The following is a 19123-nucleotide window of genomic DNA, read 5'->3' as shown; positions in this document are numbered from 1 at the left end:
TAACCTTTTTGTTATTATTAACCTTTTGCTGCTTCTAGTTCAGCTAGTTTTTCTTTGGCAATGATGTCGATTTCGCGTTTTAGTTCTTCAACCATTGTTGCTTCTGGTACTTTACGTACGATTTCCCCGTGACGGAATAGTAATCCTTCACCACGAGCTCCAGCAATACCGATATCTGCTTCACGTGCTTCACCAGGACCGTTTACTGCACATCCAAGAACGGCAACTTTAATTGGTACTTTTAATGTTGAAATGTATTCTTCAACATCATTCGCAATACTAATTAAGTCAATTTCAATTCGACCACATGTAGGACATGAAATTAATGTCGCAGCATTTGATGATAAACCGAAAGATTTAAGTAATTCTCTTGCAACTTTTACTTCTTCAACTGGATCTGCGCTTAATGAGATACGCATTGTATTTCCGATCCCTTTACTAATGATCGCACCTAAACCAGCGGCACTCTTAACAGTACCAGCAAACAAAGTACCTGATTCAGTAATACCTAAATGTAAAGGATAATCGAATGCTTTTGAAGCTTTTTCATAAGCTTCAATTGCTAGGTTTACATCTGATGCTTTCATCGAAACGATGATGTCATGGAAATCTAAATCTTCAAGGATTTTAATATGATGTAATGCACTTTCAACCATTCCATCAGCAGTTGGGTAACCATATTTCTCTAAGATTCGTTTTTCTAATGAACCAGCATTAACACCGATACGAATCGGAATTCCTTTAGCTTTAGCAGCATTTACTACTGCTTCAACCTTTTCTTTACGACCGATATTACCTGGATTAATTCTTATTTTATCTACTCCGCCTTCAATTGCTTTTAAGGCTAATTTATAATCAAAGTGTATATCTGCAACAAGTGGTATGTTAATTTGTTTTTTAATATCAGCGATTGCATTTGCAGCTCTTTCGTCTGGTACTGCCACTCGAACAATCTGACATCCAGCTTCTTCAAGTCGTTTAATTTCTGCAACTGTTGCTTCAACATCGTGTGTTTTTGTTGTAGTCATACTTTGGATCGAAATTTCATTTGCTCCACCAACAACCACATTACCTACTTTAACTGCACGTGTTTTACTTCTATGTGTAATTTCGTTCACGAGTAACTCGCTCCTTCAAAAATAACTTTATTTCTATTTTGTATAAATCTACATTATCATATTTTCTTCATGATTACTCATTTTATCAACTGGTTCTAAAGAAATATATCACAAATTTTATTTTTGTGGAGAGTAAATTGGGAATTTATATGATTTTCCACTTTGAATTTTAGTAGGTGAAAGACCATTGTTTAATGCACTAAAATCTTTTGTAATTTGGCTAATTGGCTGGTTAAAATCGGGGTTAAGGTCTTCGATAATTCCTAAAACAGTGTCACCGTTTTTAACTTGAATTTTTTCATATTTTGGAAGTGAGATTGATTTTGTTTCAGATTTTGTTTCAGATTTTGTTGCTTTTGCCACTGTAGCAATATGTTTAGTTGGGATCGTCCCTACTTGTAAATCAAAGAATATTATATATGCAAGCAATAAAGAACCAAGTAAAAAAGCTATTTTTTTCATTAATAATCACTCCTTTTGTAGACTATATGCTTGTCCACAACGAATATTCCTATTAGGAGCTTGGACTAATAAATATTTTAGCAAAAAAAAAGAAGTGTGAAACACACTTCAGTAAACATTATTTTTTAGTTGGTAAATTTTTAATTGTTAAAGTGTACATAACAACTGTTATTAAAATAAAAATTAATGTTTGGAATGGTATATTGATTTTCAATAATCCTAGCAATAAATAGATAACAGTCGGTAGTGTTAAGCTATATGAAACCATTGCAAAGCGTTGTCTAAAGGGTAAGTGCTTAGTCGACTTAAATAAAGCTGTTAAAAACGCTAATAATGTAGCAACTATAAATATGAAGATACAAGATCCTAAATAAAATAAGAAAAATAATGCGATTAAAAATACTGGAAGAGCTTCTTTTATATTTTTAATAAAATTTGAAACGTCTGCTTTGTTTATTTTTTTAGATTTTAATGAAGGGTAAGGGAAATCTTGCTCGCCTTTATCATTTTTGATAATTACTCTATTTTTTAAAACAACAACAGTAAATTGTTCATTTTTTAATTTTGAAGGAATAACTGTTTCATTTGGATAAAAAGCATATTTATAATCGCCGATATTTCGTTCGAACGGCGTATTATCGTTAATTGATATAGCTCCTTTGTTTAAAGAAATTGAGTGGATATTATCTTTAAGCAAATGAGAAACATTGTTCACCTGAAGCTTCACGTTTTTTTCAAATGAAAAGAAACCCGGAAGAGTATATAAAATTGCAAGTAGGAAAAGAAAAAAGATTGTTTTACCGATTTTTTGGAGTCTATATCTTGATATTGTTTTTGGAGAGTATAAACTAAACCAAAATTGTTTAAATATATTCATAAACTCATCCTTTCTTATTTAATGTTATTTCACTTCCCGAAATTTATTATGTAACTTTCGGGCTATTTTGTATATTATAATCTTTTTTTGGTAATTGAATATTAAACTTTAATTAAAATGATAAGAGTAAATAAGAAGAGTAAGACAATGGTTTTAAGAATTGTATTTAAGCTTGGCTTTAAACCCCTTTAAACCAATTTATTTTCACTAAAAAATAGTTATTATAAATTAATAATAAAAAAATAATAAAAAGTGTTGACGTCTAGTTTGAAACATGGTAAATTAAATATTGTCTTAAGGACAACAAGAATTATTCCGCAGTAGCTCAGTGGTAGAGCACTCGGCTGTTAACCGAGTGGTCGTAGGTTCGAACCCTACCTGCGGAGCCATTTATATATTTTGGCGGTGTAGCTCAGCTGGCTAGAGCGTACGGTTCATACCCGTGAGGTCGTGGGTTCGACTCCCTCCGCCGCTACCAATATTTTATTATGGAGTAATACCCAAGTCCGGCTGAAGGGATCGGTCTTGAAAACCGACAGGGGTGTAACAGCCCGCGGGGGTTCGAATCCCTCTTACTCCTTAATTAGTGAAAAAGTCTTCAACTATCATGTTGAAGACTTTTTTCGTTTTAGTTTTTAAATTAATTAAGGATGATTTTAATGCTTACGGTCCAGATTTATTTTTCTTCCAAAAATTAATCTTTTTTACTTTCTTTCCCTTTTCTGAGCATTACTATTGAAATCTTTCAGTATATTTGATAACTTTAAATTGAAATTCACTATTATCTTTGGGAGGAAATAAAAAATGTCAAAATTTGAATTACCACAATTACCTTATGCTTATGATGCATTAGAGCCACACTTTGATAAAGAAACAATGAATATTCACCACACTCGTCACCACAATACATATGTAACAAACTTAAACGCTGCTTTAGAAGGTAAAGAAGTAGCTGCTTCTTCAATTGAAGAATTAATTTCAAACTTAGATGCACTTCCAGAAGGTATCCGTACAGCTGTACGTAACAATGGTGGTGGACATGCTAACCATAGCTTATTCTGGACTTTATTAACTCCAGAAGGCACTGGCACTCCAGTTGGAGAAGTTGCTGAAGCAATTAACGCTAAATTCGGTAGCTTAGATGAGTTAAAATCTGCTTTCACTCAAGCTGCATTAACTCGTTTCGGTTCTGGTTGGGCATGGTTAGTAGTAAACAATGGTGAGTTAGAAGTGACTAGCACAGCTAACCAAGATTCACCATTAATGGAAGGTAAAACTCCAATCTTAGGTTTAGATGTTTGGGAGCATGCTTACTACTTAAACTACCAAAACAAACGCCCTGACTACGTTGGTGCATTCTGGAATGTAGTTAACTGGGAAAAAGTAGAAGAATTATACCAAGCTGCTAAATAATTTATAAAAAATGAACACTACTTAATTTATTTAAGTAGTGTTTTTTTTTATGTTTAAAAAAGGATAAATTTTCATTTACTCGGAAAACTAGTTCATGAGACAAAGGAGAGTTTATTATGAGTAAGTGGAAATTTTTATTAGGTGACGTAGATTTAAATAAAGATTTAATTCTTTTACTAAGTGTCGGTGGATTGTTTACTCTAGCGACCGCTTTATCTAGCACATTTGTAAATGTTTATTTGTGGAAGCAATCAAATAATTATTTACCAATTGCTTCGTACCAATTTTCGATCGCATTTTTTCAAGCCCTTACATTCGTTATAGCAGGCAGATTAGCTAAAACAATTGATCGAGTAGTCATTTTAAGGGTGGGTATTTCTTTTTTGGCAATATTCTACATAGTCGTTTTACTTTTCGAAACGAAGACATTATTAGCAACAATTTTGATTGGAGCGATTTTAGGAATTGGAAATGGATGTTACTATTTGGCGTTTAACTTATTAACGTTTGAAGTTACTGAACCCGAAACTAGACAATTTTTTAATGGTTTTTTAGGGCTAATTAATTCGTTCACGGGAATGCTTGGCCCATTTATAGCCGGAGCAATTATTTCTTCAATGATTGGAAATAAAGGTTATCATTTTGTGTTTCTTGCTGCTGTTATTTTATTTATATGTGCAGTGGTCTTAAGTTGCTTCTTAGTTAGACGGGAACTTGATAGTGAGTTCAATATTAAGCGTGTCATTCAGGAAAGAAAATTAAATGAAAATTGGCGGAAAGTAACTTATGCTAATTTCTTTCAGGGGATTCGTGAAGGGATTTTTATGTTTGTTATTTCAATTTATATTTTCTTATCAACTGGAAGTGAATTTGCTTTAGGGAAATACGGATTAATTACATCGTTAATTAGCTTTATTACCTATTATATTGTTACAAGAATTATAAAAGAAAATTTTAGAATGAAAGCTATATTTATTGGTGGCTTTTTACTATTTTGCGCCGTTTTTGTAATCGCTTTTAAAGTTTCGTTTCCTTTATTAATCATTTACGGTGCAATAATTTCTTTGGCATATCCAATCATTTTAGTACCTTACTTATCTTTAACATATGATATAATAGGAAAATCGTATAAGGCCAGGGAATATAGAGTGGAATATATCGTAATACGTGAAGTGTATTTAAATAGCGGTAGAATGTTTTCGATTGCAGTTTTCATTGTATGTACATCACTATTCGAACCAGAACAAGTTATTCCATTATTAATGTGTTTATTTGGTGCAGGACACTTTTTGGTCTATTTCGTGATGAGGAAATTAGAATATAAGCACGCTTAAGTATTGTCACTAAATTGTCAAAAACTTAGCAGTGATTCCTTTTCCGACTCATTAAAATATTAATATGTAGAATTAGTAATTGTAGAAAAAAGAGGAGAAAAAATGAATAAGCCTAAGAAATATAAAATCACATTACCAACCCGACTGAATACACTATTTTTTCTTGTGTTTGTCTTATTTTCATTTTTAATTCTAAGATTAGGTGTCGTACAAATAGTTAAAGGTGAAGACTATAAATTAGAATTAGAGCGTACAGAAAATATGACCGTCGATCAAGCTGTACCAAGGGGGAAAATTTTAGATCGTAACGGAAAGGTTGTCGTAGATAATACGCCTTTACGTACAATTACGTATACACGAAAAAAAGGGACAACTTCAGGTGAGTTATTAACAATGGCTACAAAGTTAAAAACTTATCTAAAAATGCCAACTAATAAAATAACTGAACGAGATAAAAAAGATTATTGGTTATTAACAAATCCTAAAGATGCAAAAAAATTAGTATCAAAAGAAGAGGATAAAACACTAAAAGCTCAAAATAAAGATGATGACGCTGCTTACAATAAAGCTTACTATAACTTACAGCTTGATAAAATTACAGCAGATGATATCAATTCACTTAGTGCAAATGACTTACAGATCCTTGCAATTTACAAGCAAATGAGTGCTGGTTATGCACTAACTCCACAAACAATTAAAAGTGAGGGAGTTACTGAAAAAGAATATGCAACAGTTAGTGAACATTTGGACCAACTTCCAGGTGTAGATGTAACGACTAATTGGGAAAGAAAATACGTTTATGGTGATACGTTCCGAACAATTTTAGGTAATATTACTTCTGAAAAAGAAGGATTACCTGCTCAGAATGTCGATTATTATTTAGCACGTGGTTATGACCGTAATGATCGTGTAGGAAAAAGTTATATTGAAAAGCAATATGAAGATGTTTTACGTGGTACAAAAGGTAAGGCACAAAATGTTATTGATTCAAATGGAAATGTTGTTGATACGAAAGTGATTACAGAAGGGGAACCCGGAAGTGATTTAGTACTATCAATTGATATGGAACTTCAAGGTAAGGTTGATGAAATAATTAAAGATAGGCTTTTACAAGCTAAAGCCACGTCAAATGGTCGATATTTGGACAGAGCATTTGTTACGATGATTAACCCGAAAACGGGTGAAATTTTAGCTATGTCAGGAAAGCAAATTGTTAAAGATAAAAAGACAGGAAAAAATAAAGTAGTCGATTACGCAACTGGAAATCTTACTTCATCTTATGAGATGGGTTCAACAGTTAAAGGTGCAACTCTTTTAACTGGTTATCAAACGGGGGCAATTACTCCAGGTCAAAGGCAATTCGATACACCGATTAAAATTGCTGGTACACCAGTAAAAGCGTCATATAAAAACTTCGGATGGATTAATGATTTAGATGCTCTAAAGTATTCATCAAACGTTTATATGTTCAGAACGGCAATGGCTATTGGACATGCACATTACGTAGAGAATAGGCCTTTAGATATCGATGTAAAAGCGTTTGATACATTCCGAAATAGTTTCAGTCAATTCGGACTTGGTGTTAAAACGGGAATTGATTTACCAAATGAAGCAATTGGATTTAAAGGTGTAGACAAAAGCCCAGGTTTCCTTCTAGATATGGCGATTGGGCAGTATGATACTTATACGCCACTTCAATTAGCCCAATATGTATCTACAATCGCTAATGGCGGTTATAGAATTCAACCGCATGTTGCAAAAGAAATAAGACAGCCTTCTATAGGTGAAGATAATGGTGTTATTAGAACAGAAGTAAAACCTAAAGTATTAAATCGAATAGATATGAAACAATCATATATCGATCATGTTAAACAAGGTTTGATCAAAGTATATAATGAGACTGGTGGTACTGCTCGCAAATACTTCATAGGGGTAGACTATAAAATAGCCGGTAAAACAGGTACAGCCCAATCTGTATACGACGGTCCAGATCGTAAAAAATACAATGGGCCACAAAAAACTTATAATGAAACATTAATGGGTTATGCTCCATATGACGATCCAGAAATTGCCTTTGTAGTAGTAGTTCCTTGGTTACAAACTGACCAAGCGCCAGTAAATAAATACATTGGTCGAGATATTATGGATGAATACTTTAAATTGAAAAAAGATAGACAATCAATTTATAATGACGAACCAAAAGACGTTTTAGATAATCAAGACAATCAAAATAGTCAAGATAACCAAGACACTCAAAATAAAAATCAATAAGAAGAGAAGGGATTAAACCCTTCTCTTTTTTATTTGGAAATCTCCTTTTCTACACCCTTCCTTCACATTCTGAACTTATTTACATAATCTTTACATTCGGTTAAAACAGGTTTAATAGTTTGAGAATATGATTATTCATGTAAGTACTAATGAATTTTAACGATTATAAAGTTTATCTATTGTTTAGTTAATATTTTATATATCAAAAATAGAAAGCTTCCTTTAGGATGAGAGGGGATCGAAAGTTATGACAATGACATTAAATAGAGAGAATATTATTAAAAATGATGACCTTGAAGAGACAAATACAAACGTGAAAAAATCAATTGTATATGATACTCAAGATTTAAATTTATGGTATGGACAAGATAAAGCATTAAAAAATATAAATTTAAGTATTTATGAGAATGAAGTTACTGCGATTATTGGACCTAGTGGATGTGGTAAATCGACTTACTTAAAAACGTTAAATCGTATGGTTGAGTTAGTTCCTTCAGTTCGAACAGAAGGGAAGATTCTTTACCGCGAACAAGATATCTTCGATAAAAACTATCCTGTTGAAGAATTAAGAACACGCGTAGGAATGGTATTCCAAAAACCAAATGTATTCCCTAAATCAATTTGGGAAAACGTTGCATATGGACCAAAAATACATGGTATTAAAGATAAAGCCACATTAAATCAGATTGTTGAAAAAAGTTTAAAAGGCGCAGCAATTTGGGATGAGGTTAAAGATCGTTTACATGAGAATGCTTTTGGTCTATCAGGAGGGCAACAACAACGTTTATGTATCGCACGCTGTTTAGCAATCGAGCCAGATGTTATTTTGATGGATGAGCCAACATCAGCGCTAGATCCTATTTCAACTTTAAAAGTTGAAGAGTTAATTCATGATTTAAAGAAAGATTTTAGTATTATTATTGTTACGCATAATATGCAACAAGCAGCTCGTGTTTCTGATAAAACTGCTTTCTTTTTAAGCGGTGAAGTAGTTGAGTTCTCAGATACAAATAAACTGTTCTCAACACCTAAAGATAAACGTACTGAAGACTACATTACGGGACGATTCGGATAATAGAAGGGAACAGGTGAAAAGAGATGAGAAATCAATTTGAAGCAGACTTAAAATCATTACAAGAAATGATTATCGAATTAGCTGAGAAAACAAAAAAAGCAGTCATTAAAAGTATGGAGGCATTTCGTACTGAAAATATTGAACTAGCTTTAGAAGTAATTGACGAAGATGATCGCATCAATAAATTAGAAAAAGAAGTAAATGAATTAATTTTAGTCATTATTACAAGACAACAACCAGTTGCTGTCGACTTAAGAAGAAATTTAACTGCTATCAAGATTGCTCATGATCTTGAACGAGTTGCAGATTACGCAGTAAATATTGCAAAATCGACAATTCGTATTCGTAGTCGTCAAGAAAACTTACCATTAGAGAATATAGAAAAAATGCATGAACTTGGCTTAGATATGTTAACAAAAGCTTCAGAAGCATATCGTACAGAGGATTTACAAGCAGCTAAAGAGATTGGTGAAATAGACGATATTGTTGATGAATTATATGGAACAACTGTTAGAACACTGATGTCAAGCATTGCAGATTCTCCTGAGCATGTATCTAATATCATGCAAATGGCATTTATTTGTAGATATCTTGAAAGAATTGCAGATTATGCAACTAATATTGCAGAGAATATTTATTATTTAGTTAAAGGGAAACATTATTTATTAAATCAATAAAACAGTCAAATAAGATAAAAGGGTGTTCAGACAAAATTTACCTGAATGCCCTTTTGTCATATTTATGTAATATTAAGCATACTTCTTTAACTAGTATAAGATATTGAGGTGGTAATAAATGAAGGTTGTTATTTTAGCTGGAGGATACGGTCAAAGGCTTTTACCAATTACTAACAACATTCCTAAGCCACTATTACCAATCGCAAATAGAGCGGCAATTGAGCATTTAATATTACATTTAACTAGACTTGGGTTTAATGAATTTATTATTCAGCTTCATTATATGTCCCAAGCAATAATCGAGACGATCAATGCAATGAAATTAAAAAATGTTTCAATTGATTATATTATAGAAGAAAAAAGTTTAGGGTCTGCTGGTTGTTTAAGACTATCTAAGCATTTTCTTCATGAACCTTTTCTATTAGTGAATGGTGATATTTTATTTGACGGTGATATTAGAGATGCATTAAAAACTCATTTAGAAAGTAAAAGTAAATTTTCTATGTTTGTAAAACAAGTTGAAAAGTGTGGTTCATACGGAAATGTAAAAGTAAAAAATGGACAAATAATCGATTTTATAGAAAAGCCGAATGAAGGTAGTGAAATTAGTAAATTAGTTAATACTGGAATTTATATTATAAATCCTGAATTATTATATCTGATTCCAGAAAATCGTTATTTTGACATTAGTAATGATCTGATTCCATTAATGTTGAAAAATAATATCTATTTAAATGCTTTTCATTTAAAAGGTTACTGGATTGATTATGGAACACCTAGAAGATTTGCGAAGCTAAACGTAGATTGGATTGAAGAGAAATTAAACTTACCTATTCCTGCTGTTCAAATATTACCGAGAATCTATTTAGGTGAGCATGTAACGATAAATAATAATGTTAAGATTGTTTCTCCCGTTATTATTGGAAATGATGTTACGATTGAAGAGAACTGTGTAATTGGCCCATATGTGTCGATTAGTTCTAATATTCGAATCGATTCAGGCAGTGTATTACATCATCAAGCTGTCTTTCAAAAATATACTCTGAATTATGAGAATAAGTTTGTACATAATTCAATAAAAAAAATATCAAAAGAAATACATTGAATCAATAAAAACTATGGAAATTATCGCGAAAGAATGTTATTATATACAAGTCTGATTATGTCACTATGTCAGGAGGGAAAATAAAATGCGCGTAAATATTACATTAGCATGTACAGAATGCGGAGATCGTAACTACATCACTACTAAAAATAAACGTAATAACCCAGACCGTCTTGAGCTTAAAAAATATTGCCCAAGACTTAAAAAAGTTACAGTTCATCGCGAAACAAAGTAAACAGTAGGAATTTTCCTACTGTTTTTTTTATATTTAAATACTTATAATTTTAATTAGAATACATATCAGTAAAACTTACTTTAGAAAACTCGATTCTGACCTAAGGAGGCCAATATTATGGAAAAAAAAGAAATTAGAAATTCTATGATGAAAAACTTGAAAAATATTTCAGTTTCGGAAAGAGACGAAAAGTCGAAACAAATTATAGATAAATTATTAAATACTGAACAAATGAAGAGTGCAGACATAATAGCAACAACGATGCCGATGGAGCATGAAATAAATACTAAGTACTTAATCACTGCTTGTTGGAAAATGAATAAATCAGTTGTTGTCCCTAAATGCAACCATGAGACTAGAAAAATGCATTTTTACAAAATCAATTCATTTGATGATTTAAAGAAAGGTTATTTTGGAATACAAGAGCCGATCGAAGAAAAATGCGAGGAAATAAGAAAAGAACGTATTGATCTAATAATTGTTCCTGGAGTAGCATATACAAAAAATGGTGAACGACTAGGATATGGTGGTGGTTATTATGATCGCTACTTAGAAGATTATAATAAACAACTCTTAGCCTTAGCTTATGACATTCAAATTATTGATGATTTACCAACAGAAAAACATGACATTAAGATGCCGTTGGTTTTAACGGAATCAAGAATAATAGAAGCGATTTAATAAGTGAATAATGCGACACGATTTGTTTGAAAATAGGTAAAGACAGAATTAGATTCTTGTTGTAAAAAATTTAAATTTGTATTGGACTAATATTGTAACAAATTTGTAAAAAGTTTCACAAACTTTGAGTGAAAATACATATATAATATAGAAGTCCCAGTTACTTACACTTTAATTACACAAATGAGGTGGATATTATGTTACACAAAGAAATAAATCGTGTCGCACTTATCGGAACAGGAGCAGTTGGAGCTAGTTATGCTTTTGGTATGTTAAATAAAGGTGTTGCCGAAGAACTAGTTATGATTGATTTAAATAAAGATAAAGCGGAAGGGGACGCAATGGATTTAAGTCATTGCCTGCCTTTTGTAGATTCTCGAACAAAAATTTGGGCTGGAGATTACAGTGATTGTAAGGATGCAAGTCTAGTCGTCATTACAGCTGGAGCAGCTCAAAAGCCTGGAGAAACTCGCTTAGATTTAGTTGCAAAAAATTGTGCTATCTTTAAAGGAATCGTTGGAGACATTATGGCTTCAGGATTTGACGGTATCTTTTTAATTGCTACAAATCCAGTAGATATTTTAACTTATGCGACTTGGAAATTTTCAGGGTTGCCAAAAGAAAGAGTAATCGGATCTGGTACTAGTTTAGATACTGCACGTTTTAGATATATGCTTGGTGATTATTTTAATGTTGACGCAAGAAATATCCATGGTTATATTATCGGTGAACATGGTGATAGCGAACTACCAGTTTGGTCTAAAACAAATGTTGGTACTTCACCAGTACACCATGTATTAAAGAAAAATCCAAAATACAGCCAAAGAGAGCTTGATGAAATCTTTTTAAATACACGTGACGCAGCATATCACATTATAAAGAAAAAAGGTGCAACATACTATGGAATTGGAATGGGCTTAGTTAGATTAACGAAAGCGATTCTAAAAAATGAAAATAGTATTATTACGGTTTCTGCATATTTAGATGGACAATATGGAGAACACGATATATACATTGGCGTTCCAGCAGTAATTAATCGTGGTGGAATTCGAGAAGTTGTTGAACTAGATTTAAATGAATTAGAGCAACGTCAGTTTAAAAACTCTGTAGAAACATTAAGAAAAACAATGGCACCTGTTTTATAAATTAGACAACAAGACCTCTTTCTATTTGAAAGAGGTCTTATTGTATAGATTATTTGAAAAATATGCCAACTTTTTATATTGTAAAAGTAACAAAAAGAATTAAGGAGGTAATTTTGAAAAAAATAAATAGTAAGTACGCATGGGTATTAATCGTAATATTCATTATTGGACTAGCTCTATTTTTTGGAAACCAAGAATTTTTTATTAATCATCTAAGAAAGCCTAAAGAAACTTCGATAAAATTTCCTAATTACGATGATACAGCGATCGAAGCCGAGAATGGATTATTAGCTGTAACGAATCCTACATCTAATTTAGTATTAGTTAATAAAGAAAGAAAGCTACCAGATGGGTATGAACCCCCTGATCTAGTTTACCCGGTCGTTCCTTTACATGGAGTAAATAAAGATAAGACATTAATGAGGAAAGAGGCAGCTCATGCTTTAGAAAAATTATTTGAAAGAGCTGAAGCAGATGGCATAAAGCTTACTCCAGTTTCCGCATATCGCTCTTTTGATCGACAAAAAAGCTTATATAATTATTATGTACAAATTCATGGTGAAGATTGGACTCAATCTTTTAGTGCAGTTCCTGGTACAAGCGAACATCAAACTGGTTTATCAATAGATGTATCATCTCCAAACTTCGGTAACAAGCTTGAACAAGGATTTGGAGAAACGAAAGAAGGTACTTGGCTTGCAGACCATGCACATGAATTTGGATTTATCATTCGTTATCCAGAGGACAAAGTAGATATTACTGAATACAATTATGAACCATGGCATATAAGATATCTCGGGATAAAATACGCTACATATTTATATAAGAACGATTTAGCTTTAGAAGAAGTAATGAAGCCTAAAAAATAATTATAAATGCCTACAAAATAAATGGTTTGTTTGGTATTTCACATTGACGAGTAATCGTTTCCAACTTATACTTATTACATGTTTAGAAAGATAAAATAATAGGAGTTAAGTATGAAATCCGTATATGATATTCAACAATTTCTAAAGAGTTATGGCACCTTTATTTATACAGGTGATCGATTAGCTGACTTGATGTTAATGCAAGATGAGCTAAAAGAATTATTTTTAGCGAATATACTTGAAAGTAAAGATTTACAAATTGCTACCATGATCTTAAAAAAAGAGATGGATGAAATAAAAAATAAAACGGTTTGAAGAAATCGTTTTTTTTAGAATTTATTGCAAACGATTTCACTGCGGAGGGAGAAGGCATTATGGCTAAAATGATTGTTGGTGTAGATTTAGGTGGTACAAGCATTAAATTGGCATTATTAACAAATAACGGGGAATTCATCGATAAATGGGAAGTACCAACAGATAAATCTGATAGTGGTAAGCATATTCCTAAAACAATTACAATTGCAATTGAAGACAAGCTTAAACAGATGGATAAAACAAAGGAAGATATCGCTGGAATTGGTATTGGAGCTCCAGGTTCGGTTCGATTAGAAGATGGACTTATATTTGCAGCCGTAAATTTAGGATGGGTTAATTTTCCTTTAAAGGACATTCTAGAAAAGGAATCAGGTATTCCAGTAATTGTCGATAATGATGCAAATATCGCAGCTGTTGGAGAAATGTGGAAAGGTGCTGGGAATGGAGCAAAAGATGTAGTAATGGTTACGCTTGGAACAGGAGTCGGTGGAGGCGTAATTGTAAACGGGGACGTTGCACATGGCATTAGTGGATCTGCGGGTGAAATTGGCCATATAACAGTACAACTTGAAAATGGAGTATTATGTAACTGTGGAAAAACGGGATGCTTAGAAACAATTTCTTCAGCTACAGGAATTGCAAGAATAGCAAACGAGAAATTACAAAATACGACAAAAGAGACAGTTTTAAAAGAAATGTCGAATGATTCACCAATTACAGCAAAGGATGTTTTTGAAGCTTATTCAAATGGTGATGAAGTTGCAGAAGAAATCGTTAATCATGTAATGAGATATCTTGCTTTAGTATTAGCTGGAGTTGGAAATACGTTAAATCCTGAAAACATCATTATTGGCGGCGGAGTATCAAATGCAGGTGAACTGTTATTAAAACCTCTAAAGAAATATTTTGACGAATTTGCTTTCACAACAGTACGAGATTCGACAAAACTTTCAATTGCCAAGTTAGGGAACGATGCAGGAGCAATTGGAGCAGCATATTTAGTAAAAAAATTTATTACTAATGAAATTTAACTTAAATTTAAGGTACTTCTAATTGAAGTACCTTATTATGTTTATAGTATTGAATTGAAAAAAAAATTAGTTATTTGACGGCGGAACTAGTTTATGATAAATTGAATGACGTTAGAAAAAAAACTAAGGTAACGTCAAATAAAATTTTAGATTCATACATTTAGTAGCTAATAATTGTATGAATTATTTTAAAAATTCTTGGTATTTAAATGCCAATAAAATAGATATGTGAAATGCCAAACATTGTTTTATAATAGATAAAATAGATTAATAGTCTAAAAAAGAGGAGGAACAGAATATGTGGAAAAAGTTTATTAAAAACTTTGGATTCCCGTTACTTGCTGTATTCCTTTTATGGATTAAAGCAACTATTCTAAGCCAATTTTATTTTGATTTAGAAATTGAAAATTCAATGCAAGAATTTATCTTAATAATTGCTCCTATATCTTCATTATTAATATTCATAGGTATAGCTCTTTTTGCAAAAGGACCAAAACGAAATAGAGCGGTTATTTGGATTACTATAATCATGTCCTTTATTTTAGTAGCTGATACAGCTTATTATTCATTCTTTGACGATTTCGTAACGATTCCAGTTTTATTTATGACTCGAAACTTTGGGGATTTAGGTTCAAGTGTTAAAGCAATGATCAGCTATAAAACAATCTTAGCTTTTTCTGATATTTTTATCTTAATTGCGGTTAATTATTTCTGGGGTAAAAAATTCTTTACTACTGGGAACATTAAAGGGAAAGCTAGAACAGCTTATTTCTTAGTAGCGGTTGCTATTTTCTTAGTTAACCTTGGATTAGCAGAAACTGAACGCCCACAATTATTAACACGTTCTTTTGATAGAGAATACATTGTTAAATTCTTAGGATTATACAATTATCATTTATATGATATGGTTATTCAATCAAAAACATCTGCTCAAAAAGCGATGGCTGATGATAGTGAATTAGCAGGAATCGAAAACTTTATTCGTGCTAACGATACAGGTGTGAATGCACAATTACATGGTAAATATAAAGGTAAAAACGTAGTAGTAGTTTCATTAGAATCATTACAAAATTTCGTAATTGGACGAAAAATTAATGGACAAGAAATTACTCCTTTCTTAAATAAATTTACAAAAGAAAGTTATTATTTTGATAATTTTTACCACCAAACTGGACAAGGTAAAACATCTGATGCTGAATTCTTAATTGATAATAGTTTATTCCCATTAGATCGTGGTGCTGTTTACTTTACAAACAGTGGTAATACGTTTACTGCAACACCAGCAATCCTTAAACAGGATCAAAATTATTACACTTCAGTAATGCATTCAAATAATAAATCGTTTTGGAACCGTGACATGATGTATCCTAGTCTAGGTTACGATCGTTATTATAATGAAGTTGACTTTAAAGTATCTGCAGCTACTTCAATTGGCTGGGGACTAAAAGATAAATATTTCGTTGAACAAGCAGTAGATAAAATGGTAGCAGAGCCTAAACCGTTCTACAACCGTATGATTACACTAACTAACCATTATCCATTCGAATTAAATGATGAGGATTTAATGATTCCACGTTTAAAAACTGGAGACCAGACTGTTGATAATTATGTAACAACAGTACGCTATTTAGATGAATCAATTAAACATTTCATTGAAGAAATGAAAGCAAAAGGTTTATATAATAATACAATCATTGTAATGTATGGTGACCACTATGGTATTTCTGAAAACCATAACCGTGCAATGAGTGAAGTATTAGGACAAGATATTACACCTGCAGAACATGTTAAATTACAAAAAGTACCTTTCTTTATCCACGTACCTGGACAAACTAAGGGTGAAACAATTCATAAAGTTGCAGGTCAAATTGATGTTAAACCGACAATTTTAAACTTATTAGGTGAAGATCCAAATAAAACATCTATCAACTTTGGTAATGATATATTCTCTCCTAAACACAAAAACTTTGTAGTTTTCCGTGATGGTACAATTGTTACTGATAAATATATTTACACTGGTGAGAAGATGTATGATCCAAATACTGGTGAAGAATTAAAAGGACAAAAACCACCTAAAGAAGACTTAGCAAAAGCAAATAAATCACTTGAGTATTCAAACTCAATTATTTATAAAGATTTACTTCGTTTCTATGAAGTTAAATACAAAAAAGCTGATACGAAGTTTGAATAAACATGAAAAGCACTTCCTTAATGGGAGTGCTTTTTCTTTTTACAGAAAAAGTAATTTATCATATAAGAAAGTAATATCTTGATCTTGTTACTTTCGACTACTTGATGCTCACCTTTAAGTGTAGCGAAGATTTTGTAGCTACCTTACCACATTTGTCCTGCAAGTCTTTTATTCCCATCTATTAGCCAAGCTCTTAATCCCACAAGAGCCTGAAACCCACGAAGCTTTAATAATTTAATATGACTTGTTAAATCGTTAAATAAAGCACTTCCTAATCGAAAGTGCTTTTCTATATTTTAATTACATACAATTAACTAGAAAATAATTGATGAGGTGAAAATTTTGTATAAAAACAATCGGCCTTTATCCTTTCATCCAAGAAGATACGATTTTAATGAACTTTCAAATGATATTAGTTTACTAGTACAAGAATTTCCTTTTCTTCGTTTAAATACGATTGGACACAGCGTTTTATATCAGCCTATATATGAGATTCAAATTGGAAATGGACATAGAAAGGTACATTGGAATGGTTCGTTTCATGCAAATGAATGGATTACAACATGTGTAATCATGAAAATGCTTTTTTGGATATGTAACACTTTAACAACTGAAGAGTCTCCATTTCATAAAGAATTAGTAGCTTTATTAAATGAAAATACTTTGTCGATTGTCCCTATGGTTAATCCCGATGGGGTAAATTTAGTTATAAATGGAACTGTTGAACAAAGTGATTATATGGAATTTGTTCATAAAATTAACGAAGGAAATGATGGTTTTACTGGATGGAAAGCAAATATAAGAGGGGTTGATTTAAACAATCAATTTCCTGCACAGTGGGAGGTTGAAAAAGAAAGAAAGAAACAAAAAACATTCTCTCCTAGAGACTACCCAGGAGATGCTCCATTAACTGAACCAGAAACAATCGCAATGAGTAATTTAGCAATTGAAAGGAAGTTTGATCTTATTTTGGCTTTGCATACTCAAGGTAAAGAATTTTATTGGGGCTATGACAATCTTGAACCGCCTATCTCGGAAGTCTATGCAAATTATTTTTCTAGTATTAGTCCCTATAAAGCAGTAAAAACAATTGATAGCCATGCAGGTTTTAAGGATTGGTATATACAAGATTTTCGGAAACCAGGATTTACACTTGAATTAGGTAAAGGAATCAATCCATTGCCACTCTCTATGTTTGAATCCATTTTTTCAGAGACTTTCCCAATACTGTTAGCGTCTTTATTTAATTTAGAAAACCAATCAGTCTCAAAATAAAAAAGCTGACAATTTTGTCAGCTTTTTTATTTTAGTAACATGTTTTCTATATGTAGAAAATAGTCCGTTACACAATAAATAAATATTATAAGTGCGCTGGTGGATAACCGTTATGTAAAATTGTCATAATGGCAAACCAACCAAATAAAACTAATGTAGCGGCAGACCAAAAAACGGCTAAAAAGTTCTTCTTCTTTAATGATCCTAATAAAGCAGGAACACTTAGAATAGCTACTAGTATAAAAATAATAACTGTACCCATTGTAAACCCCCTATAAATTTCTTCAAGCAACCCCTGTTTGCTATCACATCATTATTATTGTAAAACTTTTATGAACAATTGTCTATTTGAAATTAAGTGCTAAAACAAAATTATGATATAGTATTATATAGATTAAAAAAGAAAGCAGGGTATGAATATGAATGTTTTACAATTACCACTAGGTCCATTACAAACTAATTGTTATATCTTAAGTAATGATATGAATGAAGCAGTTATTTTTGATCCGGGCGAAGAAGCACATGTAATCTTTAATGTTATTGAAGAAAATAAATTAAAGCCATTAGCAATCCTTTTAACCCACGCCCATTTTGATCATATTGGGGCTGTTGATGATGTGCGTGATGAATATAATATACCCGTTTATATTCATAAATATGAAGCGGATTGGTTAACAGATGGACAAAAAAATGGTTCTGAATTATTTATGAGAAATCAATCAATTTTTGCAAGGGAAGCAGATCACTTGATTGAAAAAGAAGGTAAAATGGAAATTGGTCCTTTCTTATTTTCAATTTTTGAAACTCCAGGCCATTCTCCAGGAAGTGTTTCATTTTATTGTAAAGAAATAAAGACAGTATTTTCTGGTGATGCATTATTTGAAGGAAGCATCGGACGAACTGATTTACCTGGTGGGGATCACGAGCAGTTGATTAGAAGTATAAAAGGTAAGTTACTTTCTTTACCTGATGATGTCGTTGTATGTAGTGGTCATGGAGAGACTACAACGATTGGTGATGAGAAAAGATATAATCCATTTTTATAATAA

General features: G+C 31.8%; 19 protein-coding genes and 3 tRNA genes. 18 read left to right on the top strand and 4 right to left on the bottom strand.

What is annotated here, in order from left to right; genetic code table 11:
- Nucleotides 1-17: 17 nt before the first annotated feature.
- The 3 genes from ispG to COE53_RS11640 all read right to left on the bottom strand — a co-directional run bounded on the left by ispG (nucleotide 18) and on the right by COE53_RS11640 (nucleotide 2457).
- Nucleotides 18-1118 carry a flavodoxin-dependent (E)-4-hydroxy-3-methylbut-2-enyl-diphosphate synthase gene (gene ispG / locus COE53_RS11650; RefSeq protein ID WP_056475001.1) on the bottom strand — a complete coding sequence of 367 codons (1101 nt, stop codon included), beginning with the start codon at nucleotides 1116-1118 and terminating at the stop codon, nucleotides 18-20.
- A 117-nt stretch (nucleotides 1119-1235) separates the two neighbouring features.
- Nucleotides 1236-1580: a hypothetical protein gene (locus COE53_RS11645; protein WP_091024432.1), complete on the bottom strand. Its 345-nt coding sequence runs from the start codon at nucleotides 1578-1580 to the stop codon at nucleotides 1236-1238.
- A 118-nt stretch (nucleotides 1581-1698) separates the two neighbouring features.
- The gene (locus COE53_RS11640; protein WP_091024431.1) at nucleotides 1699-2457 is read right to left on the bottom strand and encodes a DUF1189 domain-containing protein; all 759 of its coding nucleotides are present in this window, start codon (nucleotides 2455-2457) and stop codon (nucleotides 1699-1701) included.
- Between the two features lie 314 nt (nucleotides 2458-2771).
- Here COE53_RS11640 and COE53_RS11635 point away from each other — a divergent pair.
- The 17 genes from COE53_RS11635 (at nucleotide 2772) to COE53_RS11555 (ending at nucleotide 18074) form a co-directional block, all read left to right on the top strand.
- Nucleotides 2772-2846 (top strand) — tRNA-Asn (locus COE53_RS11635).
- 12 nt (nucleotides 2847-2858) lie between these two features.
- Nucleotides 2859-2935, top strand: a tRNA-Met gene (locus COE53_RS11630).
- Between the two features lie 12 nt (nucleotides 2936-2947).
- Nucleotides 2948-3037, top strand: a tRNA-Ser gene (locus COE53_RS11625).
- 224 nt (nucleotides 3038-3261) lie between these two features.
- Nucleotides 3262-3870, top strand: coding sequence for a superoxide dismutase (locus tag COE53_RS11620; protein WP_069034136.1), 609 nt, complete (start codon nucleotides 3262-3264; stop codon nucleotides 3868-3870).
- A 116-nt stretch (nucleotides 3871-3986) separates the two neighbouring features.
- Nucleotides 3987-5204, top strand: a complete 1218-nt coding sequence (locus COE53_RS11615) for an MFS transporter (protein ID WP_069034135.1) — start codon at nucleotides 3987-3989, stop codon at nucleotides 5202-5204.
- A gap of 102 nt (nucleotides 5205-5306) precedes the next feature.
- Nucleotides 5307-7475 carry a peptidoglycan D,D-transpeptidase FtsI family protein gene (locus tag COE53_RS11610; RefSeq protein WP_069034134.1) on the top strand — a complete coding sequence of 723 codons (2169 nt, stop codon included), beginning with the start codon at nucleotides 5307-5309 and terminating at the stop codon, nucleotides 7473-7475.
- A 253-nt stretch (nucleotides 7476-7728) separates the two neighbouring features.
- Nucleotides 7729-8550, top strand: coding sequence for a phosphate ABC transporter ATP-binding protein PstB (pstB, locus tag COE53_RS11605; RefSeq protein ID WP_069034317.1), 822 nt, complete (start codon nucleotides 7729-7731; stop codon nucleotides 8548-8550).
- 23 nt (nucleotides 8551-8573) lie between these two features.
- Nucleotides 8574-9227, top strand: a complete 654-nt coding sequence (gene phoU / locus COE53_RS11600) for a phosphate signaling complex protein PhoU (protein WP_069034133.1) — start codon at nucleotides 8574-8576, stop codon at nucleotides 9225-9227.
- 118 nt (nucleotides 9228-9345) lie between these two features.
- Nucleotides 9346-10332, top strand: coding sequence for a nucleotidyltransferase family protein (locus COE53_RS11595; RefSeq protein WP_069034132.1), 987 nt, complete (start codon nucleotides 9346-9348; stop codon nucleotides 10330-10332).
- A gap of 85 nt (nucleotides 10333-10417) precedes the next feature.
- Nucleotides 10418-10567 (top strand): 50S ribosomal protein L33, encoded by a 150-nt coding sequence (gene rpmG, locus COE53_RS11590; protein ID WP_056475024.1) that lies wholly within the window; start codon nucleotides 10418-10420, stop codon nucleotides 10565-10567.
- Between the two features lie 117 nt (nucleotides 10568-10684).
- Complete coding sequence (locus COE53_RS11585; RefSeq protein ID WP_069034131.1) at nucleotides 10685-11248, top strand: 5-formyltetrahydrofolate cyclo-ligase; 564 nt, start codon at nucleotides 10685-10687, stop codon at nucleotides 11246-11248.
- 197 nt (nucleotides 11249-11445) lie between these two features.
- The gene (locus COE53_RS11580) at nucleotides 11446-12393 is read left to right on the top strand and encodes an L-lactate dehydrogenase (RefSeq protein WP_069034130.1); all 948 of its coding nucleotides are present in this window, start codon (nucleotides 11446-11448) and stop codon (nucleotides 12391-12393) included.
- 113 nt (nucleotides 12394-12506) lie between these two features.
- Nucleotides 12507-13262: a M15 family metallopeptidase gene (locus tag COE53_RS11575; RefSeq protein ID WP_069034129.1), complete on the top strand. Its 756-nt coding sequence runs from the start codon at nucleotides 12507-12509 to the stop codon at nucleotides 13260-13262.
- A 111-nt stretch (nucleotides 13263-13373) separates the two neighbouring features.
- Nucleotides 13374-13577: a YqgQ family protein gene (locus COE53_RS11570; protein ID WP_069034128.1), complete on the top strand. Its 204-nt coding sequence runs from the start codon at nucleotides 13374-13376 to the stop codon at nucleotides 13575-13577.
- 56 nt (nucleotides 13578-13633) lie between these two features.
- The gene (locus COE53_RS11565) at nucleotides 13634-14608 is read left to right on the top strand and encodes an ROK family glucokinase (protein ID WP_091024441.1); all 975 of its coding nucleotides are present in this window, start codon (nucleotides 13634-13636) and stop codon (nucleotides 14606-14608) included.
- A 298-nt stretch (nucleotides 14609-14906) separates the two neighbouring features.
- The gene (locus COE53_RS11560; protein WP_069034126.1) at nucleotides 14907-16799 is read left to right on the top strand and encodes an LTA synthase family protein; all 1893 of its coding nucleotides are present in this window, start codon (nucleotides 14907-14909) and stop codon (nucleotides 16797-16799) included.
- A 342-nt stretch (nucleotides 16800-17141) separates the two neighbouring features.
- Entirely contained in the window at nucleotides 17142-18074 is a 933-nt protein-coding gene (locus COE53_RS11555; protein WP_069034125.1) for a M14 family metallopeptidase, read from the top strand.
- Between the two features lie 85 nt (nucleotides 18075-18159).
- Here COE53_RS11555 and COE53_RS11550 read toward each other — a convergent pair whose 3' ends face one another.
- A complete protein-coding gene (locus COE53_RS11550; protein ID WP_069034124.1) occupies nucleotides 18160-18336 on the bottom strand; it encodes a DUF2759 domain-containing protein in 177 nt (58 codons plus the stop codon).
- 157 nt (nucleotides 18337-18493) lie between these two features.
- On the opposite strand from COE53_RS11550, the gene COE53_RS11545 reads away from it, so the two are divergent.
- Nucleotides 18494-19120, top strand: a complete 627-nt coding sequence (locus COE53_RS11545) for an MBL fold metallo-hydrolase (protein WP_069034123.1) — start codon at nucleotides 18494-18496, stop codon at nucleotides 19118-19120.
- Nucleotides 19121-19123 lie beyond the last annotated feature (3 nt).

The organism is Bacillus sp. AFS029533, assembly GCF_002585125.1.
GTDB lineage: Bacteria > Bacillota > Bacilli > Bacillales > Bacillaceae_G > Gottfriedia > Gottfriedia luciferensis_B.
Note: the sequence above shows the minus strand (reverse complement) of the source record. Positions and strands in the feature narration are given on the sequence as shown.

Excerpts from the sequence above, each read along its gene's own strand:
- COE53_RS11620 (WP_069034136.1), top strand. The coding sequence starts at position 3,262 with ATGTCAAAATTTGAATTACCACAATTACCTTATGCTTATGATGCATTA.
- COE53_RS11570 (WP_069034128.1), top strand. The coding sequence starts at position 13,374 with ATGAAATCCGTATATGATATTCAACAATTTCTAAAGAGTTATGGCACC.
- COE53_RS11550 (WP_069034124.1), bottom strand. The coding sequence starts at position 18,336 with ATGGGTACAGTTATTATTTTTATACTAGTAGCTATTCTAAGTGTTCCT.
- COE53_RS11610 (WP_069034134.1), top strand. The coding sequence starts at position 5,307 with ATGAATAAGCCTAAGAAATATAAAATCACATTACCAACCCGACTGAAT.
- COE53_RS11560 (WP_069034126.1), top strand. The coding sequence starts at position 14,907 with ATGTGGAAAAAGTTTATTAAAAACTTTGGATTCCCGTTACTTGCTGTA.
- COE53_RS11580 (WP_069034130.1), top strand. The coding sequence starts at position 11,446 with ATGTTACACAAAGAAATAAATCGTGTCGCACTTATCGGAACAGGAGCA.
- phoU (WP_069034133.1), top strand. The coding sequence starts at position 8,574 with ATGAGAAATCAATTTGAAGCAGACTTAAAATCATTACAAGAAATGATT.
- COE53_RS11595 (WP_069034132.1), top strand. The coding sequence starts at position 9,346 with ATGAAGGTTGTTATTTTAGCTGGAGGATACGGTCAAAGGCTTTTACCA.
- COE53_RS11645 (WP_091024432.1), bottom strand. The coding sequence starts at position 1,580 with ATGAAAAAAATAGCTTTTTTACTTGGTTCTTTATTGCTTGCATATATA.
- pstB (WP_069034317.1), top strand. The coding sequence starts at position 7,729 with ATGACATTAAATAGAGAGAATATTATTAAAAATGATGACCTTGAAGAG.
- rpmG (WP_056475024.1), top strand. The coding sequence starts at position 10,418 with ATGCGCGTAAATATTACATTAGCATGTACAGAATGCGGAGATCGTAAC.
- COE53_RS11615 (WP_069034135.1), top strand. The coding sequence starts at position 3,987 with ATGAGTAAGTGGAAATTTTTATTAGGTGACGTAGATTTAAATAAAGAT.
- COE53_RS11545 (WP_069034123.1), top strand. The coding sequence starts at position 18,494 with ATGAATGTTTTACAATTACCACTAGGTCCATTACAAACTAATTGTTAT.
- COE53_RS11640 (WP_091024431.1), bottom strand. The coding sequence starts at position 2,457 with ATGAATATATTTAAACAATTTTGGTTTAGTTTATACTCTCCAAAAACA.
- COE53_RS11585 (WP_069034131.1), top strand. The coding sequence starts at position 10,685 with ATGGAAAAAAAAGAAATTAGAAATTCTATGATGAAAAACTTGAAAAAT.